Below are 23,197 nucleotides of genomic sequence, written 5' to 3'. Positions count from 1 at the left end.
CTGCTATCTTTATATTTTAATTAAAAATAGGCACATACAAATCTGCTACTTTTCATATAACCAAACGTTGTAAAACATTTGACCAAACCAATGAACAGACTATTAATCATCATATTTTTTGCCTTTAATTTTTCTTTTGGACAATCGATTCAACACGAACCAAGAAAATTATTTGTAGCGACTTTAAACGTTCCTCAAAATACAAGGAATATGAATATAGCTTTTACTGACTTCGCACAAAATAATAACATAAAGCGACTTCTTTGCTATAGAAATGGACTGACTTCATCCGACATCAACTTTGACAAAAACGGAAATGTAATTTCCAAAATTGAGAATGATAACACAATTATCAACAAAAGCGAATATCAATACGATGAAAAAGGGAGAGTTATCAAAACATCACATTATTCTCCAAATGGAAATTTCAAATATGGTTATGAATATGAATACTTGGAAGACTCAAAACTGACTTATGAAAATCCTGGAAGAATACTTAAAAACAAAGACGTTTTTTTAAAGGACAAAAACCAAAAAATTTCCATCGATTACGGAACCGATAATGAAATTGTTTCTAAAAAAATAGAAATGTTTAATGAAAATGTAGAATTAAAACAAAAACAGGAGTTTTCCAACGGCAGATTAAACCGAGAATTTATTTATTATTCAAAAGACGGAGAAAAATACGAGGACAAAATATTCTACCCTGAAAACAGAGAAAAAACTATCGAGACAAATAAAATATTAGACAATGATGTGCTTGACAAGAACGGAAATACAATCATTAACTATTTTGGTAATTTTAAGGTGTCTGAACACAAATACAATTCTGCAAACCGATTAATCTCATCTGACTTTTATTCAACGAAAAATGGACATTGGAAAAATGAAACTTACGAATATAAGAATGATACGATTTTAATAAATAATTCAGAAAATTACATATTAAAAGGCAAAATCAAATCTTATCAATTCATTTACAATAACGTCGGATTTTTAGAAAAAGTAATTAAAATTGACGGAACTGAAAAACAAATATTTGAGTATAAATATCAACTGAACGAAAAATAAAAACGTGCTACAACACCGTATAAAAATAATTGCGGTTTAGTGCTTAATCAAAGGTCGTTGCGTGTTTGTAACGTCTGATTTTCCTTCGGAAAATCCTCGCATACAAACCCGCAACTATTCTTATACATAAACGTTACCACATATTTGAAAAAAACAGCATTCTACATATTGACAATCTTGCTTTTAGTAGCAACAAACGGATATTCTCAATCGGATTTTACGAAAATAGATGAATATGCGCGAAGTATAATTTATAATTCAGATAAACCATTAGCAAAAGAACTCACTAAAAACTTAAAGACGGATTTAGAGAAAGTGCGTTCAATTTTTGTTTGGATAACTGATAATATCAAATATGACGTTAAGCGTTTTAGAAATCCAGAACTTTATAGTAAATCGAAAGATTCAACAACTGACATTATTAAAAATACATTAGACACAAATATGGCAGTTTGTGGCGGATATGCTAAACTTTTCAAAAGCCTTTGTGATGACGCTGGAATTGAATGCGTTTATATTGTTGGTCTGTCAAGACAATATTTAGAAAGCAATGAAGAAAAAACAGTTCCCGACCACGCTTGGAACGCTGTTAAGATTAATGGAAAATGGTTTTTGTTAGATACAACTTGGGCGAGTGGTACTGTATTCGGGAATCGATTTGAAAAGGCTTTTGACGAATATTGGTTTCTTACGAATCCCAAAGAATTCTTTTATTCCCACTATCCAACTGAACAAAAATGGACTTTGCTAAACGAAAAATATAATCGTGAAAAGTTTTATGATTTACCTGCGACAATTTCCCATAATCTCTTCACTCAAGGAATAACTGTGATAAATCCCGAGAATGGAACAATTAAAATTGGAACTGATAACAAATTTGTATTTGTTGTAAAAGTTGATAATATCGAAACTGAAATTTCACTTTTGGGTTCGCCTTGGGAAACTTATGCTTCTCTAAATAATTTACCTAAACCAAGTAACGAAGAATATCTAAATGACATTGACAAATACAGTCTGTTAATTCCGTCAATTGAATTGACCAACAAAACAATAAAAGGAAATATTATAACTTTAGAATATAAAGTAATACATCGAACTTTAGAAAATATTTCATTATCTGTTAACGGAACACAGACAGCGGATTACAAAGTAGAATGGAAATAAAAACGTGTGGTAACACCGTGTATAATTAATTGCTAGGTCAATGCCGACTTACGAACATTCCTGCGGAATATTCTATCTGTGATTTATTTGCTAAATTAGTTGCTTAACCACGCAACTAACCATACACATCAACGTTGTAACCAATTTGAGCAATGAAACGCATACTATTCGGAATTGGAATAATCTTAATCGTCGGAATTTTAATATTGCGATGTAATATTCCTATGACGAAAAATAGTGTAGTCGGAATTTATGCAAATACCAATTACAGAAACGAACCTTGCTGTGTTGAAACACCTCATAAAGCGGACACTCTGAATTTAAAATCTGACGGAACTTTTTCGAGCGAATTTTACGGAGACGGAACTTATGATGTAAACTACGGATTGCTAAACTCTGAAATTGAACTACATTATGAATATGAAATGGGAAAAGCAGGATATCATACGTACTTCAGCAATAAGATTTTTGAGAAACCTAAAATTATTTTGAATTACGATTTGAATCATTACTATGAAAAAGTGGAATAAAAAACTGGTTACAACAATGTATAACCGCAATTACGGCGGATTCGACTACGTCCGAATCCACTCGGAATTGCTAAAGTCAGTGCTTAACCGAAAAACATTAACTTTAAATCCGTAACTGACGGTTATACGAGACCGTTGTAAACAATTATGAACGAACGCGAAGACTACTTTAGGATTTCCAAAAATGGACACGTTCATACGTTGAGTGACCGAATTCCTTTTAAGTGGAAAGAGTTAATTGTTTGGACTTCTGCTTCATTCATATTGTTGATTTGGTTGCTCGGAATTGGAATCGGAATTTTTGTGGCGATTTTGACTTTAATTGGATACACTCTTTATCGATTTGCATCTTGGATTTATTACTCGGAATTAAAAATTGACGAGAACAGCGGAAAAATAATTCGACTAAAAAAAATACTCGACCGAACTCAAAAAACGGAATTGATTGCCGAAAAATTTGACCCAAACCGATTTGAATACTCGGAATTGACTCGTAGCGGAAAAACGAAATTCCTAATGAATTATCGGACTCATAAAAACAATGAACTTCTGATTTTAAAAAATAAAACGGACAAAGAACTGATTGAAAAATATATCGCTGAACAAATAAAAATTTAATTGACAACAATGGTTTTTACCAAAGAATCAAAAGACAACGAACTATATGTGCATATGAATGGAAAGCTCATTTATAAAAGATGGTTAAAAACTGGACAATCGAAAGTTTTTGATTTAATTGCTCATGACAAATACACAGAATATTCAATTAATGAAAACAAAAAATAACTGTTTACAACACCGTGTTGTGTAGATAACACTCTGTATGTATTGATTTTATTGACTTATTTGTAAATAAATTAAAAATGGTACAACATAGGTACAACTTTTTAAACTATATATTTGATAAGTAAAAATAGTGATCTATAAGCATAAAAAAACCGTTACAAATATACTGTAACGGTTTCTTTTTGAATGTATTTATGCTTAAAGTTATTAAGCTGCCGTACCAGAGCCTAAATACACACTATTCGATACTTGTGTACCATCAGCAGAAACAAACGCCATAAATAGCTCTACTGTATCTCCTGCATAAGTGCCTGGTATGGTAACCACTTGAGAACCTACAGTTCTATCAGCACCATCAAGAATAGAAATTGATTCTTTCTTACTTGGATTATAAACCAATACCATTGCTTTATCCGTTGCATTTGCATTTCCTTCTGCTGAGTTGTCACCCCAACCAAAAGAAACTTGTCCTGCATTGGTTAAATCAGTTGTACCATTTAAAACACCAGACAAACCACCTCTACTTAATAAAGCTAAAGAATAATCAATCGTGAAGTTAGGTGCAATACCGCCTACTGCATTATTTAACACATAAGACATCGCAGCATTAAATTCCGTTTTCTTGGTTGCAAATGACTTATAACCGATTTTAATAAAATCTTTAGTCGCTTGCAAATACTCCAATGTAATGGTAAATTTATTACGCTGATTCACTTGTCCCTCTGTACGAGGATTTGCCACACTTGCTGGCTTAATTCTGATGTAGTCGATACCTTTCCAACTACCTCCAATAATACTACCTACCTTACCCGATAAGCTTCCTAAAATACCCTGTGGAATTTTTCCCATCTCTATTACAATTTAAAATTAATATTTGTTCGGATTTGGTACGGACTTGATATTGCTTTTAAACTTTGTTTACTCTTCTAATATAACTAAAATAATGCCATTTTGTTACTGTTTTAAGGCTTTACGATGCCTTTGCGTTAGGCTTCTTTGCTTTGCATCAAGTTGAAACAATTACGTATATATGCGACCTTTAAAACTGCCATTTTTTCAATGACATTTTGTAACTCTTTTTCTTTTTTACTGATAACCTCAACCGCTTTAATATGTTTTTGCATCATATCGTCTACATTACAATTTGATTTTAAACTACTTTTAAGCGTTTTTCTGCAATCATCTATTGAGATAAACGGAATAACACTTCCTTTTAAATAATAAGCGTAAAAACCGCCTATTTGTAGCATCATAGATAAATGAAAAAGCGTGTTTTTTTCTTTTTCGGTTGAAGTTTGCAATACAAAACAATTAGGACAAGGATTTGAGAGCGGTTTTCCGCTGTTAAGCCCTTTGTTTAGGATGAAAAAATGAGGGTTTGAGTAAGTTTTTCCTGTACGGTGTGTTTTCAGTTCAAAAGTTGACATAGCTATCCAATTTAAAATTGCTCGCTACGCTTCGCTACATTATTTTTTTTGAAAAGAATAAAAAGATAGCCATAGTTGTTGTGGCGTGGGTAAGGCTGTCAAGGTTTTTGGATAAAAGTTTTTTGAGTTAAAATGTTTAATGAAAAAGAAAAAAGTTTGTAAAAAAAGTTTTATTCAAAACCCGTAGGGCTTGACCTTTATAGCCTTGTGCGGCTGGCAGAGGAAGCCACATATATTTGCTACCTTTTTTTATTTTAATCCTATAAATGCGAATATTACTATAATTATCAGCATAACTATTGTGAAAACTTTTGTTGTATATGAATCGTCGCCTTCAGGATTTTCAATTTCAATACCGTTTTCATCTATATCTTTTGGAAAGAATAAATCAAATAAATCTTCAATCATTTTTTTCATACTATAAATTTAACTTTTCTGGGGAATTAACACTTAAAAAAATAGGTTTTAATCTTTTACTGTGCGGTGGATGAAGCGTTTGTATGGGTATTGGTTTAAATAGTTGTTTGATAAAACAGCATTTAAATTAATACTTATACAGGACTTTTAGACGATAGCTTTTTGTTTTTTTGAGGTACGAGAAAAAGCAATATGCTATGGCGTAGTACTAACTTTCTTAAACCTATTTTTTTATATCCTATTACTTGGGTGGTGGGGAAAAGTGGACTTTAATATTTGTTAGTGAAATGAAACAAACAAAGACTTGAGTTAAGGAATACTTGGACTTAATGATGGTTTTGTGCAGTTGAATGAGATAACGAATATTATTTTCAATTATCTTAATCCTTTAATTGTTCGATTGTTTAATGTTTGTTCAAAATGTGGTTATATGTTCGGATGTGAGCGTTGGATGAGCGGATATTTTACATAGTAGTAGTTATAGCTACGAAAACATAAAAACTTAGCGTAGCGTACCATTGAAAAGGTTTTTGCTACTATAACTTCTATTATGTAACTTAGCTTTGGGTTGGTTTTGTGGCGGAATAGTTGTTTTTAGCGTTGGCAATAGCTCTTTGCTTTTTTATTGTACTAATTTATTAAAATAGATACTTTTAAATAAAACAAGCAATGTGCTATTATAGCTTTGGCTACAACTATTGTGACATAAAACCAACTAAGTGGTGGCGCGCGGAACAACACAAAAGACAGAGGATTTTGAGGTACGAAAAAACTGGGTTTTGGGTTGTGGGGAAATTATAAACTAACCGTGATTATATGCTGAAAAATTATAATCAATAGCAATAATATGAAGTATAGCACTATTTGGTCTACGATAGGCTAAAAAGGGATTCTTTTTACCATTGTATCTAAAAGCATAAAGAAAATCTACATCATCAGTTATGAAATTTGGAAGTTTAAAACTTAACGAATTTTTTGCTATTTTTTCGCTACCATATTGATGTCTACCAGATTTATTTATTTCTTCAAAACCTAATGCGGTTAGTTTTGTAAGTCTTGTTATAAATTCTTTTTTATGCCTATTATCGCACTTATCTAAACAATACTTTTTATGTAAGTGTTTAAAACAAAATATTGGGTAGTCAAAATCATATACATTATCTGAAACTGGATATTTAAAGGATTGAGAATCATTAGACTTGCTCTTTTTCGAATAATCAAATTCGTTCATCTTATGCAGTTAAAAATTTCTCAAAATGATTTTTAAGTTTATCTAATGTTATTTCATTAGTAATTTGAGTAGAAATCCAAGGTTCTTCCGAATGAGTCATATTCATTAGTTTAATTGCAGAAAACTGATTAAAATAATTAAAAACCTCATCAACCATTTTCATTTCATTTACAGTAAGAGTAGCAATCTTATCAACTACAGCTAAAGGAATACCGTTTGAACCAAAATTTTTAAAACTATGATAGACATCCTTTACAACAGGACCATACTGCCAAGCATAAATATTGTCTTCAAAAAGTTTTTCGCCGAATTTTGCATAATAGAAACCTTGGCAATAATAAAGTAACTTTTGAAGTTTCATATTACTTAATAGTTCACCTCCTTCTTCTGGATTAGTTTTAGAAATTAAGTATTTTGATATGTCTAATGCTGAATATGGCATTACAGTTTTATTTTTTACAAATATGTTATAAATGAAACATTTTTTTACCTAATAACAAAATATATATCAAATAAAAAAACCCCAGATAGTATCTAGGGTTGTTTATTTTTTTTAAGTGCACCATAAATGCAAATGAAGTATAGGACACTATTATTCTGCAAATATACAAATAAAAAACAAATTAACAGCTATATGTGTACCCTAATTTATCTTCAATAATAGATTTTATGGTATGATTTGCTTTGAATTTATCAAACAATTTGTACAGTTTTAACTCTAATTCATTTTTCCTATCTAATGATATAAATTCCATAACATATAATAGAGCTTTTATTGCTGCATCTAAACTATGACTATAATCATTACTAAATTTGTATGATGACATTTCTACCACACCTTCATCTATATGTAAATCATAAATAACACCACTATGAGCACAACTATTTCTTACAAAAACAAGCGTATCAAGTATATTTTGAAGTTTATATGGTTTTTTAATGTTGTACTGTAAAGACACTTTTTTTCTTACGTCATCATCAATAATATGCTCATAAACTTTAACGATTGAACCAAAAGTATAATATTCAAAAGTTTTCCAACAAGGTGCAAATCTATCGTCTGGGTTATTGATATGATGTTTATTAATTAATAAATTCTTCTTTTTAAAATTTTTATTATAATGAGATTTTATATCTTTTAGATAATCTCCTGACATAATTTTTGCATCTGTATACCAAATTGGATTATTATCATAATGAGTAGAAACCCAATAAATTAAATTAGTTCTAAAATTCAATTCAAGACGATTTATATACTTTATTAAAATATACCTCAAATCGACATCTAAATAATACAAATCTATAACGGTAGAAAACTTTGTGCCTTTTTCAAAATTATGATCAGCATCAACTTCAAAAGGATACCAATAAAAGCCTAGTCTATAATAACCAATATCTAATAAGTGTTCTTTTACTTTTTCAACTTCAATATCCAACTCCATACCTCTTGAAAGAAGTTTTTCAATTTGAACATCAACTGTAGTTGCTTTATCTCCCATAAACTACAAAGAATTTAATTTCTCAATAAATGCATCTTCTCTATTAGCTTTATTATAGAAAGGCATACCAATTAATTTATATTGTTGACTTTCGTATAACTCTATAACTGCTTCTTTTTCTATCTCTTGAAGGAATTGTTCTTTCCATTCGTCATTGTATAGTAGGTGGTCTCCTTTAGGCTCTATGAATAGTTGATATACTACTTCTTCATCTGAATTTTTATCTGTCATATATAAGACAAAGTCTGGTTCTGTTGCCTTTGCATCACTAAATCTATAAAGCTTGAAAAACCTTTCGTTTCTTAATAGGTATATCTCTTTGAACTTTTCTTTTAAATCGTCTATGTTATCGTGGAAATACTTTACTAAAAACTTTTCTTCGGATGAACCAAAATTCTCGTTATAAGCATACCAATCTGCTTTATTAAGGTCAACAAAATACTTTTGATCTATATCATTACGCATTGTTGGTTTTCCTGTTTCTGCTGTTGTATTCGTATTTACAGAAAATGATAGCTTCTTGTTTTTAAAATACTTTCGTAGTGGTTCTCTGTAGAATGATTTTGTACCTCTATAATCGCCAAACTTAGTTGATATTTCATTAGCTATTTTGGTTGCTACACTTATAACAATTTCTAATTTTTGGTGTGCTGATAAGTTATTAGTGTCCTTTTGTAAGCCTGTTACCTCTACTACTATACCACCAAAATATTTTTCATCTGTAATAAAATCATTCATAGATTTTACACTAGGAAAAAAACGTCTAATATTACTAAAGTGATAGAAAGGTATCTTGTTAAGACCTTTTTGAATTAGGTTATTATCCCAAACAGAAAACAAATGCTTATTAGCATAATTAGCTTGTACTTTATTTTGTTTAACAGATTTGTTGTCTAAAATAGTTGTTGAAGCTGAACGATTTGTTCTTAATGCGTATGTATGTTTTTTTACTATTGTTGGTTCTTGATATTCTAATAGTGTTTTAGGATTGTTCTTTACCTTTTTATTTAAAAATATAAAACCACTTCTGTATAATGCAGTTTCCTTAAATTCATCTTTTAAAATTAAATCTACTTCTACTTTTTCTTCAGGAAACATCCCTATTTGACGAAGTGCATTATTTAATTCTGTAATATATCGTGGATTATGAGAACAATGATAATGTAAGGTTTCACAATGACGCATTATATTGTCTAAATCACTATCATACTTGCGCTTATCTAACTCTTGATTATCTTCTAATTGAAAAGGATAATATCTTGCACCTCTACCAATTAATTGTGCTTCTGCTACTGTTGTTTTACCTGGTTTATTTCCTGTTGCATCCCTTGTATCATATAATCTAACAATATCATACAAGTTTAAAACATCCCAACCTTCATTTAATTTATCTACTGCAAAAACTGCTCTATATTCATTATTATTATCTTCAAGACTGTTTATTACAATTTGTTTATCGTCTGTATCATTTTTAGAGTTTACAGATATTATTTTGTCTTCTGAAAAATCTTCTTTTATTTCATCTATTAAACCTTGTAATGATATATCTAATTCTTTAAAATAGGTTATTGCTTTATCTAAAATTGCATTGTCTAACTTGATTAAGCTTTCTAATTTAGAAACTGTTAAGCTTCTAATCTCATCAATAAAAGCCTTTTCCATTATAGCACTTTCAGCAGTTGTTTTAGATTTAAACATTACTACTGGTTTTGCTAAAATACCTTTAGAAGCAAATATTTTCTTTTTGAATTGACTTATTAAAATAGCAACAATTGCTCTTTGAATAGGTTGATAATCTACTTGATTTGTTTGTACTTCTTTAGAATAGCCATCTTCTCTAAATTTAGCTAATGAATAATCGTATAATAATTTATTAGCATATTTTGAAGCAATGTTAGGATGATTAAGCTCTAATGTAGCTGTAAACTCCATCATTATATTTTCTGGACTAGAATCTAAAATACGACGTACTGTATATTCCCAACTTGTAAAGTTTTCTTTTTCTCCTTTGCTTAATTTCTTTTTAGTAAGCGTGTTAATATGATGTGCTTCATCACTAATTAATACAATTTCTTTACCTATAAAATCATCAAAGGTTATGCTGTTTTCTCTTGGTGCATTTAATCTTGTATGTAACCCTTGAATGGTAGAAAAATAAATACTAATATCATCTGCATTGGTGCTTTCAAAACTTTCAACTTTTGTGATATTTACATTTACACCATCTATATTAATTTGTTCTTTAAAAAGATATTTAGAGCTGTTAGGATTTAAGAAGTTTTCTTTTGTTTTACGAATAATAGTATCTGTATTTACAAAGAATATAAAATTGCGATAGCCCATTTTATATAACTCCAATATAGCTCCTGCCATTACTAACGTTTTACCAGAACCTGTTGCCATATGAAACAACACTTGTGTTGGTTTTGCTCTTAAACGTGGATTGTTTAAATAGTAATTAAGTGCTGTAAATGCTTCTTCTTGATAAGGTCTTGGTGTAAATTTTAGGTTGTTTTTTATTATTGGTGATAACTCTACCAATAAATCTCCATCATCTATTTTGGAAGCTATACGTTTGTCTAAACGCTGTATAGTATCTTGATTGAATAAGCTCATAAACTATTTTTTATTGTTTATTATAAAATGAATAGTTTAATACTTTATCTTCTTCACTTACATTGAAACTTGTATCCTCTATTTCACTAAAGTTTACGTATAGTTGATTTTTATCTAATACTTCAATTAAATATTGTTGCATTGTTTCTAAAGAAGCTGTTTTAAAAGCATCTAAACTTTTATTAAAAATATCTTTATCAAATTGGTAAGAAATAAATGCTTTGGCTTGCATTTCTTCCCAGACCTTTAATATATCTTCTTTAGATTTTGCGTCTTGTATTTTATTAATAAAATATTGATTGTATTCCATTAATTCTGCATACACAAATGAACCACCACCTTGCCAATTAACATCATTACTTATGCCTCCTTGCTCGCCTTCAATTACTTTTTTAAGTCTTTCAGTCGTAACTGTATCTACATAATCCATTTGTTCTGTAGTAACAAATTTCCTATTCATTTTATGAGCAACACTTGCTGTCGTACCGCTACCAGCGAAGAAATCAAGGACTATATCCTTTTCATTTGTAGCTATATGTATTATTCGTTGCAATAACTTTTCAGGTTTAGGCGTATCAAATACAGATGCCCCAAAAAGTTGCTTTATTTCATTATTTGCAGTTCTAGTTGTACCCACTTCGTCTGCGAACCACATTGTTTCAGGAACTCTCCCGTCTTGGTCTTTAAGATATATTTTATAAGCAATCTTTGTTTCATCTTCATTAAAGTAAACTTGTCCTTTGTCTATCTTCTCCTGCATTGTATCTTTACTAAAACGCCAACCTTTTGATGGTGGTGAGATAATATTACCAGAAGGTGTTTTTATATCATAGATCAAATTTTTTCTATATAAAGCATTCCTAATATCCCCAGAACGCCACCTACCATTTGGGTCATTATCGGGATTTTTATAATTTACATTATGTTTTTCTGTTCTTTCCATTTGACCTAATGAAAATTGTTCAGATTTAGAATAACAAAGTATGTAATTATGATGTAATGAAAATTTTCCAGCATAACCCTTTCCTTGAATACTATGTTGCCATACTACAGAGCCTACAAAATTTTCCTTTTTAAAAACTTCATCAGCTATAACTTTTAAATAATGACATTCATAATCATCTATGTTTATCCAAATTGAGCCATCAGGACTTAATAATTCTTTTGCAATTTCAAGTCGATTTTTAATAAATGTTAACCAAGCAGAGTGATTAAAAGAATCGTTGTAATTAAAATCATCATTACCAGTATTATAAGGTGGGTCAATGTATATTAGTTTTATTTTACCTCTATGCGTTTTTAGTAATGAAGATATTACTAACAAGTTATTACCTTTTAAAATAAGATTTTCATCTCCTTTAAACTCTATTACTTTATGCTCTCCATCTTTATCATATTTTTTGAAATTAGTAAACGTCTTTGCGTCTAATAATCTATCTACACTATCTGGTGCTAAAGTTTCATTCCAAAATATCTCATTTCTTTTTTGGTCTTCTTTAGTTTGCCCTCCCTCTAATACACAATCTTTATGAGGCCATACCAATACAACATCATTTTTGGCTTTTATAAAATTATCTGTAGTATCATCATTAACTGCTAGACCTATTTTATTTTTAAATGCTGTATAGCTATCCGGTAAGAAAGATTTATTATTTACAAACCTTTGAAACTTAATTTTATCGAATACTAATACATTTTCTACCTCCTGAAAGAAATGCCTTTTAAAGGTTTCATTCATAATTAATAAACGGATAAGAAAAGGCTCTACTTTTAAAGCTGCTTCTATAATCTTATTTTTATTTAATTGGTTATCTACTACTAAATTATCTTCGTTTTTAAGTAGTTCTATAAGGTCGGTTTGTAAATTCTGCATTCTATATGATGATGTTAACTATCTGTTATTTTGAAATGTTAAAAATATAAATATATATTGATTAAATAATACGGATTGTCTCATTTACTTTTTACCCCTGTTTTAGGGTATATTACAAGCTGAAAAACATTAGTGTTTTTTGCAATAATTAATTTGCTCAATTATTTTATTTCTAATGTCTTTTTCTAACTCAATATCAGCGATGCTACTTAATAATTTAGAATAGTCTTTTCTTAACAACTTAAAAGAGTGTTTATGGTATTTTTTCAACCCATTAAAACTGTCTTTATCTTTCATAGCACCTAACAATAATATTTCTTTAGGTTTTAATTCTTGATAATTAATTATTGGTTGCTTTTTAATAGTATCGTAGATATTTAATAATTCATCTGCCAAAGTATCAAACTTACTTTTATTTATTAAATCTGCTACTGTATAAATACCAAGTGGATGTTTACGATTATTAAAATGCCTACTATTTGCTTCTAACTCAAAACGAATTAAGCTTTCAGGTAACTTTGTGTTACTTTCTACCTTTGCTTGATACGTTTTATCATAACCTTTAATATTATAGTTTGTACCTTTAAAATGAGCACCATATATTCTTGTGCTATTACGCATCAATATTGGCTTATTACCTTTGTATTCTATCCAATTTTTAAAGGTATTGTCTTCATTTTCGCTTATAACTACCGCTACTGCTGTTTTTTTTACTTCAGCACTATATAAGTCAAAATCAAAATAGGCATCTAATTTTGTAATTGCATCTTGTACTTGACAATAAGTAAATGCTTGATAATTGTTTTGCATATAAAACTTTTGCAAACTATTACAGATTGTTAACTCTGAACCTCTTAACCATAATTTCAAATTGACTATATTAGATTCATAGGTAGTTACTTCACCATATTTATTAAAACGTGGTAACCATAAACAATTATTCCAATGAAAAGGTTCTTTAGCTCTGGCAACAGCTTCTTTAGGTAGTTTGTCTATAAGTTTTATTATTTTAGTAGTATCATACAAAACGACTACCTTTTATTTTTAAAGGCTTTATTGTAGTTTTTATCTAGTAAGACTTCTACATCTTTCATCTTGTAGTAAATTTTACTGCCTATTTGAGAAAATGATACTTTACCTTCATCTCTCCAAGTTTGAGCTGTACGTTTGCTAATATTCATTAGCTGGATAAACTCTTGGTTATCGAGAAAGGTTTCGTGTGATGGTATTTGATTAGATTCTAAAGTAGAATTTAATTTGTCTAATCTTGATACTAAATTGTTGTACTGTTCTGCTGTTAAAATTACTGCTTCCATTTACTTAATTTTTAATGTTACTAATTATTTCTGTAACAAATATTAAGCTCTGGATAGGTACTTATAAGGCTGACCTTATAAGACCTTTTATTGACTGTATTTTAATGAAGTGGATTGTCTTTTATGTATTGTTTTGCTTTTTTATGATAGTCATCTGATGTATTTGACCAATCTAATTTTGATTTTAATTCTAAATTAATTTGATTCGCTATTATATCACATAATCTTTTTAAACTCAATTTTGGAATGATATGCTCTTCTCTTAATGCTTCTATTACACCTCTTACTGTGCCTTTACTTCTGTCACCTAAATTATACACACCATCTTTTGTAATTGCTAAGTCTTCAAGTATTTTAAGAATATAATCTTGCTTTTCTTGATTTACAAATGTTTTAAAACTATCTGTTTCTTTTTCTAACAATAAAGAATCTGTTTGATTGGGTAATAAAGTGACAGGAAATATTTGAACTGTTTCTTTTATAAAGTCTGCTTCTATAGATAAAAACTCTTTAAATAAATCTGGGTATTTATCTTCTTTATCTTTGAAATTACTCTTTCTATCAGTTAAGTTTCTAAATTTTAATTCGCGATGCCTTAACTGTTTTAATCTACTTTGTATATATAATACTTTATTGTTTGGTTCTGCATTATCTAAAACATCTTGTAAGCGTGATATACTTTTCTCAAATATTCTGCTATACTTTTCACGATGGTTATAAAAATGCATATCTAATGGTAATGACGTACTATGCATTTCTTTAAAAAAAGAATCCATTGCTTTATCTAATTCAATTGACAACTCTTTATCTAATACCATATCGTTAGTTAATGATAAAATCATTAAATGTGAAGTCGTATCTTTTTTGAAGTAGATAGTTTTAGAATCAAAAAATTCATTAAACGTTAAAGAAATATGCCAACTGATATTTTGTAAAATATATGCTTCTTTTAAATTCTTTAAATATTCTGCTTCTTCATTATTAAATAATGCATTTATCTTAAAATCTGATATAAGCGCATTTCTATTTTCATCCCTTAATAGATAAAAAATTTGCTTGTTCTCAATGGTGTTATACTTATCTATTTGTTTTTCAAACTCATTTCTTAAATACTTACGAATCTCTTTTTTGCTTTTAGCTGAATCAAATACAAAATCTTGTATATCATTAATTATAGGTTGTAGTTCTTTCTCTGCTTCTGCAATTTTTTGTTTTAATAAATCTTCCCAAATAGGATATTTAAAAGGCTCTTGAATAGATTTACCTTTAACAATATCTTTTAACCAAGACAAGAAGACATCAAGCGCATAAAACACCATATATTCATTACTAAACAGCGTTTTTGGCTCACTTGACAACTTAGTTAACACTTTGCCTACTGTTGATGGATTTAATCGTCTAAACTCTATTCTATCGTTAAAAAAAGATGGGTAATTATATAATAACAATTCATCATTAAAATTATCTATATCAAAACCTTTAAAAGCAAAAAGTTTAGATAGTATTCTTTTTATTTCTTTAGCATCATTTAATGACTCTATTAATTCTTCTTCAAGTATTTGAATTTGCTCATTAATAAACTCTAAAGGTTCATTTATTTTAGAACAATATTCTTGATGATTTTTTACTAATAATTCAACCTCATAAGAAACTACTTTTATAAGTCTATCAGATTGCCAAGTAACCATTTTATAATAGTCCTCTTTTTCTATATTATACTGGTTATCGTAGGTAATAAGATATTTACATTCTTTACCAGATAAAAAATCATTATAAGTAAACTTTGGTATTTGCTTTCTTAAATCACGAACCCTTTTATGTATTAAATAATTAATCTTACCTAAATAAATAGCTTCTTTTAATTCGGCAAATTCATCTACATTTAATAAAAAATGCCTACTTGAAAATTGTGAAAGTAACCAATCTTTAGAGCTATGATTTTTCACATAATATGGATGTTTATTTTTATCAATTAGAGCTTCAATTCTGTTTTCTTCAGATATTAGAAACTTAAATTCGTCAAAGTGCTCGAGGTTCTCAATCTTATTTAAAACGTTAGTTTTAAAATCTTGTTCTGCTGTTAGTACTGCTTCAGAATGAATGGTATCAAATTGAGCCTTTAAAATAGTATTGATTGGTTTATTAAACATATTCTAATTGATGTATTTATCTACTGCATTATCTAATTCACTACTTATAATTTTTGCATATACTTGTGTTATTCCAATATCGGAATGATCCATTAATTTAGATACGTGTTCTATACGCATACCATTATTTAATGCTCTGGTAGCAAATGTATGTCTGCTAATATGAAAGGTTAAAGAAAATGGTAACTCTAAAGTTTTACCCATTTTGGTTAAATACATATTGCTTAACGCTATTGCTTGTCTTACTACTTTTGCTCTTTGTTCTCTGTCTGTAAAATAATCGTTATCAATATTTGCGAAAGGAAATATTATATCGTCTTGATTTACATTTTCAGTTTTATATTTTTCTAAAATATCTATTGCAACTTGCCCAATTCTAATACTATGCTGTCTGTTTGTTTTACGTATTGTCTTAGTTATTTTATGTGTTTTAGCATTGTAATTATTCCACTTTAATTCTATGATATCGCCAAACCTTAAACCACCTGAAAAGACAGAAAACAAAAACATATCTTTTATGATTTGTGCCTTTGCTTTATCTGAAACCTCTAATTTAATAAAAGCTTCTAACTGTTCTGCTGTTAAAAAACGTTTTGTGCTTTTTGCTTTCTTGACTTTAAATTTACTAAAAGGAAAATGATTTAACGGTATTAAATCCTCTCTCTGCGCTTCTTTAAACATTAGGTTAAGAATCTTTAAAGAAAAATTTATAGTCGTGTTATTATTACCTAAAGTGGTGCTACAGTAACCTGCATAGTCTTTTAAAGTAGTTACCGTAATATCATCGAACATCAATTCTTTATGGCCTATAAACTTTTCAAACTTTTTAAGGTAGTTTTTATAGTTGTTATATGTTGATAGTGCTAAAGTGTCTTTTTGTTTTTCGCAACGGTTGTATGCATACTCAAAGAAATTAACTAACGGTTTCCCCTTTATAGCTTCTTTTAGTTTTCTTGCTGATGTAGATTGATTTTTAGTTTCTAAATCTGCTATTTGTCCTTGTGCATCTGCAACCTTTTGAGAAATGTATTTATTTAGGCGTGTAGAATTACTATGATTTTTCTTTACCTTTTGCTTATCCTCATCCCATTCGTTAGGCTCTAATTTTAAGCTTAAAGAAATGAATTTAGTTTTTCGGTCTTTTATCACTCTTAAATATAAAGGTGCTTTTCCAGACTTATCTACTTTTGATTTTTTTAAAATTAGTTTTATTGAAGCCATAACTTATTGGTTTAGAATAGGTGCAATAGGATGCAAACGAATACTAAGGTACAACAATAGGTACAACAAACAATGCTTTTTATTGTATTTTATTACATTATTTTGCATCGCACAAAACAACAAAACCCTTTATTTATAAGGGTTTAAGTGAAATTAAAAGAAATTAGATATAATAGTTAGACAACACCGTGTATAATTAATTGCTTGTTTAAAGCCTACTTACGAACATTCCTGCGGAATATTCTATCTGTGATTTATTTGCTAACTTAGTTACTTAAATCACGCAACTAACCATACACAATCACGTTAGGCAACATTAGAAAAATGAAACAAACATTAATACTTCTTATTGGAATTTTAGTTTCCACAACAGCTTTTTCACAGAATAAAGCGACTGAACTATATACTTCTGGAAACTCGAATTTCAAATCGGGAAATTTTCAAGAAGCCATTTCAAATTATACTGAATTGATAGAAATAGTCGAAGAAAAAAGTGTCCAAAAAACTTGTTTCATAAATCGTGGACTTTCGTACGATCGAATTAAAAAATATGATTTAGCAATTTCTGACTTTACAGAAGCAATTAAACTAGACAGTACTGATATGGCTTCATTCATTGACAGAGGACTTTCTTTAATGCATGCTGGAAAATTAGAAAGAGCAAAAGAGGATTATAATTATGTTGTCCTAAAGAACAATAACAATGGAATGATGGAAGCATCTCTTTATTGGCTCGCGCGAATTAATTACTCTCAAGGAAAATTTGAAGATGTAATTAAGAATTGTGATAAATATTTTACCATAAATCCAAAAGACCCAGAATTGTATTTCATTCGCGGAACTGCAAATGATATGTTGCGGAATTTTGAGCAATCAATAATTGATTATTCAAAAGCAATTGAATTGAAACCAAATTATGTGGAATCTATCGCGAATCGTGGAACTGCCAAAGTAAATCTTCTGATTGGAAACGGAAATTTGCAACCGAGCAAAAAAGAAACAAAAAGTGCGTGTAAAGATTTAAAGAAAGCGAAAGAATTAGGAGATAATGCTGTCGAGGATTTGATTTACATTTATTGTGGTAGAAAAGAAAAAAAGAAACGGAATTAATAACGTAGCCTAACACCGCGTATAATTAATTGCTTGTTTTAAGCCTACTTACGAACATTCCTGCGGAATATTCTATCTGTGATTTATTTACTAACTTTAGTGCTTAAACCACGCAACTAACCATACACAATAACGTTGTAAGCAAGCTAAAGAAACGAATGGCGACATTATTAGAAGATATAAAGAAACAAACTGATTGGACAGTAAAAGCGTTCAAATCTGACGGAATTGAATTAGACTATTCGATTAGTAGTTTATTGGAAATAGATAGGTTTATCCAAAAATACACGAAAGATGGACGACCAATTAAAGGTGGTCGACTTTCAAAGAATTTAGGAGGAATTATATTTTCAATTTCTGCCTATATTGGAGAAACATTGATTAAAAACGTTCCGAATTCTAAATGGATAACGAACGACAATGACCCACAAGGAGAAATAAATATTGCGGTTGAATTTGGAGACGGAACAACCTGTTGGCCTGGACAAAGAATAATTAAGAGAATTCAAAATGGATTGGAAGACGGAATTTATCCTTACGGACATAATCTGACTGAAAAAACTCTGAATGAAAAGTTTGATAAATCCTTTTGGGAAATAGAAAACGAAATAAAACCAATGGAACCGAAAAAACCTTGGTGGAAATTTTAAGAATATAAAAGCCAGCTTACAACACCGTATATAAAAAATTGCTGGTGTTGGGCTTAAAGAAAGGTCGTTGCACGTTTGCTACGTCTGAATTTCCTTCGGAAATTCCTCGCACGCAAACCCGCAACTTTCCATATACAAACACGTTGCCAGTAATTAACAAATTGAACCCAAAATGAATAAAAATTTAGTTCTAATTTTCATCTTTCTTTCTAATTTTCAGTTTATAACAGGACAAAATATTTATTCTGCATTACATCACGATGACAGATTAGATTTACGAAAAATTAAGAGTGTAAAAAAAATTATTAAACACAGAACTTTTTTCAATAAGAATGATACAGAAATTGAAACATCTACAATAATATTAAATGATAGTAGTCGAGTTATAAAAGAAGATAGGTTTAATGAAAAATATAATCGAAAAACTCGTTTTACTATTACCTACGATTCAACTCAAACTCACTCATTAACAAGAAGAGTTGAATTGACTCAACCATATGTTAGAAATTCAACCACAACTTATTATGAATATGATGAAAATAGATTTTTAACTAAAATAATAAACAAAAGAAATAATAAAACTTATAGAATTACGAATATTATAAATAATGAAAAAGGTCATCCTATCGAACTAAAAGTTATTGAAAATTCAATTTCTTATGGAAAAGAAACAGCAGAATATGATTATGAAAATAATTTAACGAAAAGAACTGTCTATAACGAATTAGGAGAAATTAAATCAATCAGTTCTGGGAAAATTGATTTTTCAATATCAGACAATAATGACTTAAGGAATGAATATGGTGATTTATTACAATCTAAACTTTTTAAATTTGAATACAAATATGACAAATTTGGAAATTGGAAAAGACAAAAACGCTATATGTTGAAAAATGGAAAATGGTTGAAAAATGCCATATTTAAAAGAACAATATATTACAGGAAATAAAAAAACTACTGGCAACACCATATATAATTTATTGCTAGCTTTTTGCCTACTTACGAAAATCCTCGCGGATTTTCTTCGTCTGTAATTATTTACTAAATTAGTTGCTTAAACCACGCAACAAACCATATATAAACACGTTGCCAGCAATATGAAAACAGCATCCAAACAACAAACGAAATAAATGAAAATACCTTTTTTTGTACTATTAACCATCTTTACATTCTCATTGAATGCACAAAACCTATTCCCTGTTAAATTAGACAACTGTAAGACTGAAAAATTTTGTCTTGATTGTGGAGATACTAAAGCTGGATATGATGAATCAGAGTTTCTAAAACTTCAAGACAAATTAAACAAAGGTTTAAATTTACAAGGAATTAAAGGGTCTGTAAAATTTCAAGTTCTTGTAAACTCTAAAGGAAAAGCTTGTGTTTTAAGTCATACAGACCAATCGAAAAGTGCTATCTCTCAAAAAATAATTAAAGAACTCAATAAATTTAAAAATTGGACTTCTGCAATAACGAAAGGTAAAAAAGAAGAAAAATCTTCTATCAACCTAATTTTCACAGTTAGTGACAATAAAATTTCAGGTAAAATTGAACGTGTTGATAAAGAAGCGTTCAAGAAATCTTTTGATAAACCAAATAGTCCTGAAATCTATAATGAAAATTACGAATACAAAAACGAAAATTTAGAGAATTACAAAATGACAGTTTGGAATTCTAAAAACTCAAATTTACCAAACAATTGGAATGACCATATTTCAATTGACAAAAATGGTTTGATATGGCTAACTGTCAGCCAAGGTTTAGTAACTTTTGACGGTAACGAATTTAAAAATGCTGAACAAAATATTTCTGATAAAGGAAAATACTTTGCTTATTACGAATTGGCAACAGATAATAATAATGTTAAATGGGTTTATGCAAAAAAGAACATCTACAGTTTTGATAATGATAAATGGATAAAATATGACTCAACACAAATTGGAATAAAATCAGTTTACAATATAGTTAACAACACAAAAACGGGAGAACTTTTTTTCTGCTCGAAAAATGGAATAACAATACTTAAAGATGGTAAGTGGACTAAAATTGATAAAAACCAATTTAAAGATTTACCAGGCGATAGAGTTTCGTTTGCCAAAAGAGATTCTAAAAATAGAATTTGGATTGGAACGTATGACGGAACAGCAATGATTGATGAAAATAATCAGGTTACAAATTTTGAAAAATCCTCTACAGTTCTGAAAGGAAAGTGTATTACATCAATGGACGAAGACGAAAATGGAAATTTATACTTTACACTTTACGAATTTGACAGAAAAAACAAAAAGCAAGTTAATAATGATGAGGGCATTGTAATACGTGATTCTAATGGAAATTTCAAACAATATACAACTGAAAACTCTGGAATGCCTTTTAACCATACGAATTGTGTGCTTTATGACAAAACTGAAAAGGTACTTTGGATTTCGACTGACAGAGCTGGATTAGTGAGATATGATTTAAAAGGTGGTTGGGAGAATTATCATAATGAAAATTCAGACATACCTACTTCTTACATTTCAACAATGACTTTTGATGTTAGTGGAAATTTATATTTAGCAACAAGACAAGGATTAGTGAAAATTGAAAGAAAATAAAATACTGCTGGCAACACCGTATAAACTTTATTGCTAGTTATTGCTCACTTGGGAAATTCCTTCGGAATTTCGCCGTTCGTGTTTTATTTATTAAATTCACTGCTAAAACCACGCAACAAAGCTTATACAACAACGTTAGGCACAATTTGAGAAACAATGTACCCAAAAGTAAAAGACATAAATGAAATTGGAAATTATCCTGCTCTTGTAAAAGCTGGTGGTGGATATGTTTGGGATGAAGTTCTTGAATATCGAGTTTGGTGTCATCCTGAAAACGGAGCTGAAAATATTGAAAATGGAGATGATTATTTCTATGTTTTCGGAGAATATAATGAAGCGTTGGAATTTTCAAAAGAAACAAACGGAGCAGAAGAGCCAATTGCTTTGATAATTCAGAATGAATATATTGACGAATCGGAATTCGGAAAATATACTCACGTGAAAGAAAAACGACTGACTGAATGGCCTGTTGAATTTCTTACTCGACCGAAAAGGAATGAAAATACGATTCCTGACTTTTTATCACCAAACGCGCCTAAGAACCGATTGGAAATATTAAGAGGAATTCAAAAATAAAAACTGTGCCTAACACCGTATAAAAATAATTGCGGTTTAGTGCTTAAACAAAGGTATTTGCATGTTTGCCTGCATCTGATTTTCCTTCGGAAAATCCTCGCATACAAACCCGCAACTATCCTTATACATAAACGTTGGCAGTAATTTGAGCAAAGCATTTCGAAAGAACATCCTGAACTATGAGAAAATGGATTTTTAGAATATTAAGCTTAATAATCGGACTTCTTATTATGTTAACTATTTACATTAATTCGGAATCATATATCGAAAATCAAGATTGGAAATTTGCAGAAGGAACTCATATTGGAGATTGGTTAGGAAAGAAAAATTTTGAAATTAAAGACGGAATAATATACTCAAATGGCGGAAAAGCGAAAATCGTTTTCTCACTCGGTCTTAAATTAATAATTGAGGATATAGAAACACAGCAAAAAGGGTTTTATGTAAATAAAAGCTGATTTAACTTATGACTTCGGATATAATAAATATAACTGCTAAACTTACACTCTACACAAAAGAAAATGGTGGACGAGAAACTGGAATTGGAACTGGTTATAGACCAAATCACGTAATGGAATATTTACCAAACTCAACTGACTTTCCAACAACCTATATTGGACAAATTGATTTTGAAAAAGATAGAATTTATCCTGGAGAAACTGAAAACGTGAAAATTATGTTTTTAAGACATCAGAATATTGAAGAGTTATTAAAAAAAGGAAGAATTTGGTGGATTCACGAAGGACCAAGAAAAATCGGAGAAGCTGAAGTAATTGAGATTTTATCGGAATAAAAAACTACTGCCAACAAAGTACTGTGCTAAAAAACAAGTAAAATCTTATTAATTTTTCACTAGCGTACTTTTATATTTCTTGTCAAATATTAAACCCGATTTTGCGATAGCAAAAGCTTGTTTTAGTAACTTATTACATACCGCTATTAATGCTAATTTTTTACTCTTTCCTT

General features: G+C 29.4%; 23 protein-coding genes and 1 pseudogene. 11 read left to right on the top strand and 13 right to left on the bottom strand.

Annotated elements, in window-relative coordinates:
• Positions 1-90: 90 nt before the first annotated feature.
• From DFQ06_RS00730 to DFQ06_RS00715, 4 genes are all read left to right on the top strand, one after another.
• Positions 91-1,071, top strand: a complete 981-nt coding sequence (locus tag DFQ06_RS00730; protein ID WP_133965470.1) for a hypothetical protein — start codon at positions 91-93, stop codon at positions 1,069-1,071.
• 144 nt (positions 1,072-1,215) lie between these two features.
• The gene (locus tag DFQ06_RS00725; RefSeq protein WP_159140114.1) at positions 1,216-2,235 is read left to right on the top strand and encodes a transglutaminase domain-containing protein; all 1,020 of its coding nucleotides are present in this window, start codon (positions 1,216-1,218) and stop codon (positions 2,233-2,235) included.
• 152 nt (positions 2,236-2,387) lie between these two features.
• A complete protein-coding gene (locus tag DFQ06_RS00720) occupies positions 2,388-2,765 on the top strand; it encodes a hypothetical protein (protein ID WP_128758811.1) in 378 nt (125 codons plus the stop codon).
• Between the two features lie 147 nt (positions 2,766-2,912).
• Positions 2,913-3,383, top strand: a complete 471-nt coding sequence (locus DFQ06_RS00715) for an SLC5/6 family protein (RefSeq protein ID WP_133965466.1) — start codon at positions 2,913-2,915, stop codon at positions 3,381-3,383.
• A gap of 375 nt (positions 3,384-3,758) precedes the next feature.
• Here DFQ06_RS00715 and DFQ06_RS00710 read toward each other — a convergent pair whose 3' ends face one another.
• The 12 genes from DFQ06_RS00710 to DFQ06_RS00660 form a co-directional block, all read right to left on the bottom strand.
• Positions 3,759-4,400, bottom strand: coding sequence for a DUF6266 family protein (locus tag DFQ06_RS00710; protein ID WP_115840013.1), 642 nt, complete (start codon positions 4,398-4,400; stop codon positions 3,759-3,761).
• A 137-nt stretch (positions 4,401-4,537) separates the two neighbouring features.
• The gene (locus DFQ06_RS00705; protein ID WP_133965464.1) at positions 4,538-4,978 is read right to left on the bottom strand and encodes a DUF6943 family protein; all 441 of its coding nucleotides are present in this window, start codon (positions 4,976-4,978) and stop codon (positions 4,538-4,540) included.
• A 249-nt stretch (positions 4,979-5,227) separates the two neighbouring features.
• Entirely contained in the window at positions 5,228-5,386 is a 159-nt protein-coding gene (locus DFQ06_RS19300; RefSeq protein WP_159140115.1) for a hypothetical protein, read from the bottom strand.
• 811 nt (positions 5,387-6,197) lie between these two features.
• Positions 6,198-6,626 (bottom strand): hypothetical protein, encoded by a 429-nt coding sequence (locus DFQ06_RS00700; protein WP_133965462.1) that lies wholly within the window; start codon positions 6,624-6,626, stop codon positions 6,198-6,200.
• A gap of 1 nt (position 6,627) precedes the next feature.
• Positions 6,628-7,068 (bottom strand): Panacea domain-containing protein, encoded by a 441-nt coding sequence (locus DFQ06_RS00695; protein WP_133965460.1) that lies wholly within the window; start codon positions 7,066-7,068, stop codon positions 6,628-6,630.
• Positions 7,069-7,249: 181 nt separating this feature from the next.
• Positions 7,250-8,125, bottom strand: a complete 876-nt coding sequence (locus tag DFQ06_RS00690) for an Abi family protein (RefSeq protein WP_133965458.1) — start codon at positions 8,123-8,125, stop codon at positions 7,250-7,252.
• A 3-nt stretch (positions 8,126-8,128) separates the two neighbouring features.
• Positions 8,129-10,741, bottom strand: coding sequence for a DEAD/DEAH box helicase family protein (locus DFQ06_RS00685; protein ID WP_133965456.1), 2,613 nt, complete (start codon positions 10,739-10,741; stop codon positions 8,129-8,131).
• 10 nt (positions 10,742-10,751) lie between these two features.
• Positions 10,752-12,614 (bottom strand): DNA methyltransferase, encoded by a 1,863-nt coding sequence (locus DFQ06_RS00680; RefSeq protein ID WP_133965454.1) that lies wholly within the window; start codon positions 12,612-12,614, stop codon positions 10,752-10,754.
• Positions 12,615-12,743: 129 nt separating this feature from the next.
• Complete coding sequence (locus DFQ06_RS00675; RefSeq protein WP_133965452.1) at positions 12,744-13,640, bottom strand: hypothetical protein; 897 nt, start codon at positions 13,638-13,640, stop codon at positions 12,744-12,746.
• A gap of 5 nt (positions 13,641-13,645) precedes the next feature.
• On the bottom strand, positions 13,646-13,930 hold the full coding sequence (locus DFQ06_RS00670) for a helix-turn-helix domain-containing protein (RefSeq protein WP_133965450.1): 285 nt from the start codon (positions 13,928-13,930) through the stop codon (positions 13,646-13,648).
• Between the two features lie 101 nt (positions 13,931-14,031).
• Positions 14,032-16,080, bottom strand: a complete 2,049-nt coding sequence (locus DFQ06_RS00665) for a hypothetical protein (protein WP_133965448.1) — start codon at positions 16,078-16,080, stop codon at positions 14,032-14,034.
• 3 nt (positions 16,081-16,083) lie between these two features.
• Complete coding sequence (locus DFQ06_RS00660) at positions 16,084-17,301, bottom strand: site-specific integrase (RefSeq protein ID WP_133965446.1); 1,218 nt, start codon at positions 17,299-17,301, stop codon at positions 16,084-16,086.
• A gap of 324 nt (positions 17,302-17,625) precedes the next feature.
• Between DFQ06_RS00660 and DFQ06_RS00655 the strand changes: the two genes are divergently transcribed.
• From DFQ06_RS00655 to DFQ06_RS00625, 7 genes are all read left to right on the top strand, one after another.
• Positions 17,626-18,411: a tetratricopeptide repeat protein gene (locus tag DFQ06_RS00655; protein ID WP_133965444.1), complete on the top strand. Its 786-nt coding sequence runs from the start codon at positions 17,626-17,628 to the stop codon at positions 18,409-18,411.
• 158 nt (positions 18,412-18,569) lie between these two features.
• Positions 18,570-19,061, top strand: coding sequence for a hypothetical protein (locus tag DFQ06_RS00650; RefSeq protein WP_133965442.1), 492 nt, complete (start codon positions 18,570-18,572; stop codon positions 19,059-19,061).
• A 172-nt stretch (positions 19,062-19,233) separates the two neighbouring features.
• The gene (locus tag DFQ06_RS00645) at positions 19,234-20,010 is read left to right on the top strand and encodes a hypothetical protein (RefSeq protein ID WP_133965440.1); all 777 of its coding nucleotides are present in this window, start codon (positions 19,234-19,236) and stop codon (positions 20,008-20,010) included.
• Positions 20,011-20,191: 181 nt separating this feature from the next.
• Positions 20,192-21,655, top strand: a complete 1,464-nt coding sequence (locus DFQ06_RS19475; protein ID WP_194235719.1) for a ligand-binding sensor domain-containing protein — start codon at positions 20,192-20,194, stop codon at positions 21,653-21,655.
• Positions 21,656-21,811: 156 nt separating this feature from the next.
• Entirely contained in the window at positions 21,812-22,231 is a 420-nt protein-coding gene (locus DFQ06_RS00635) for a GCN5 family acetyltransferase (protein ID WP_133965438.1), read from the top strand.
• Between the two features lie 230 nt (positions 22,232-22,461).
• On the top strand, positions 22,462-22,689 hold the full coding sequence (locus DFQ06_RS00630) for a hypothetical protein (RefSeq protein WP_133965436.1): 228 nt from the start codon (positions 22,462-22,464) through the stop codon (positions 22,687-22,689).
• A gap of 8 nt (positions 22,690-22,697) precedes the next feature.
• Positions 22,698-23,024: a hypothetical protein gene (locus tag DFQ06_RS00625; RefSeq protein WP_133965434.1), complete on the top strand. Its 327-nt coding sequence runs from the start codon at positions 22,698-22,700 to the stop codon at positions 23,022-23,024.
• Between the two features lie 48 nt (positions 23,025-23,072).
• Here DFQ06_RS00625 and DFQ06_RS19500 read toward each other — a convergent pair.
• Positions 23,073-23,197: pseudogene (locus tag DFQ06_RS19500) on the bottom strand (IS110 family transposase); the annotation flags it as partial.

The organism is Algibacter lectus, assembly GCF_004368925.1.
GTDB lineage: Bacteria > Bacteroidota > Bacteroidia > Flavobacteriales > Flavobacteriaceae > Algibacter > Algibacter lectus.
Note: the sequence above shows the minus strand (reverse complement) of the source record. Positions and strands in the feature narration are given on the sequence as shown.

Bases quoted from the DNA above. Each gene is read 5' to 3' on its own strand.
- DFQ06_RS00730 (WP_133965470.1), top strand. From the start codon at position 91: ATGAACAGACTATTAATCATCATATTTTTTGCCTTTAATTTTTCTTTT.
- DFQ06_RS00720 (WP_128758811.1), top strand. From the start codon at position 2,388: ATGAAACGCATACTATTCGGAATTGGAATAATCTTAATCGTCGGAATT.
- DFQ06_RS00715 (WP_133965466.1), top strand. From the start codon at position 2,913: ATGAACGAACGCGAAGACTACTTTAGGATTTCCAAAAATGGACACGTT.
- DFQ06_RS00710 (WP_115840013.1), bottom strand. From the start codon at position 4,400: ATGGGAAAAATTCCACAGGGTATTTTAGGAAGCTTATCGGGTAAGGTA.
- DFQ06_RS00705 (WP_133965464.1), bottom strand. From the start codon at position 4,978: ATGTCAACTTTTGAACTGAAAACACACCGTACAGGAAAAACTTACTCA.
- DFQ06_RS19300 (WP_159140115.1), bottom strand. From the start codon at position 5,386: ATGATTGAAGATTTATTTGATTTATTCTTTCCAAAAGATATAGATGAA.
- DFQ06_RS00700 (WP_133965462.1), bottom strand. From the start codon at position 6,626: ATGAACGAATTTGATTATTCGAAAAAGAGCAAGTCTAATGATTCTCAA.
- DFQ06_RS00695 (WP_133965460.1), bottom strand. From the start codon at position 7,068: ATGCCATATTCAGCATTAGACATATCAAAATACTTAATTTCTAAAACT.
- DFQ06_RS00690 (WP_133965458.1), bottom strand. From the start codon at position 8,125: ATGGGAGATAAAGCAACTACAGTTGATGTTCAAATTGAAAAACTTCTT.
- DFQ06_RS00685 (WP_133965456.1), bottom strand. From the start codon at position 10,741: ATGAGCTTATTCAATCAAGATACTATACAGCGTTTAGACAAACGTATA.
- DFQ06_RS00680 (WP_133965454.1), bottom strand. From the start codon at position 12,614: ATGCAGAATTTACAAACCGACCTTATAGAACTACTTAAAAACGAAGAT.
- DFQ06_RS00670 (WP_133965450.1), bottom strand. From the start codon at position 13,930: ATGGAAGCAGTAATTTTAACAGCAGAACAGTACAACAATTTAGTATCA.
- DFQ06_RS00665 (WP_133965448.1), bottom strand. From the start codon at position 16,080: ATGTTTAATAAACCAATCAATACTATTTTAAAGGCTCAATTTGATACC.
- DFQ06_RS00660 (WP_133965446.1), bottom strand. From the start codon at position 17,301: ATGGCTTCAATAAAACTAATTTTAAAAAAATCAAAAGTAGATAAGTCT.
- DFQ06_RS00655 (WP_133965444.1), top strand. From the start codon at position 17,626: ATGAAACAAACATTAATACTTCTTATTGGAATTTTAGTTTCCACAACA.
- DFQ06_RS00650 (WP_133965442.1), top strand. From the start codon at position 18,570: ATGGCGACATTATTAGAAGATATAAAGAAACAAACTGATTGGACAGTA.
- DFQ06_RS00645 (WP_133965440.1), top strand. From the start codon at position 19,234: ATGAATAAAAATTTAGTTCTAATTTTCATCTTTCTTTCTAATTTTCAG.
- DFQ06_RS19475 (WP_194235719.1), top strand. From the start codon at position 20,192: ATGAAAATACCTTTTTTTGTACTATTAACCATCTTTACATTCTCATTG.
- DFQ06_RS00635 (WP_133965438.1), top strand. From the start codon at position 21,812: ATGTACCCAAAAGTAAAAGACATAAATGAAATTGGAAATTATCCTGCT.
- DFQ06_RS00630 (WP_133965436.1), top strand. From the start codon at position 22,462: ATGTTAACTATTTACATTAATTCGGAATCATATATCGAAAATCAAGAT.
- DFQ06_RS00625 (WP_133965434.1), top strand. From the start codon at position 22,698: ATGACTTCGGATATAATAAATATAACTGCTAAACTTACACTCTACACA.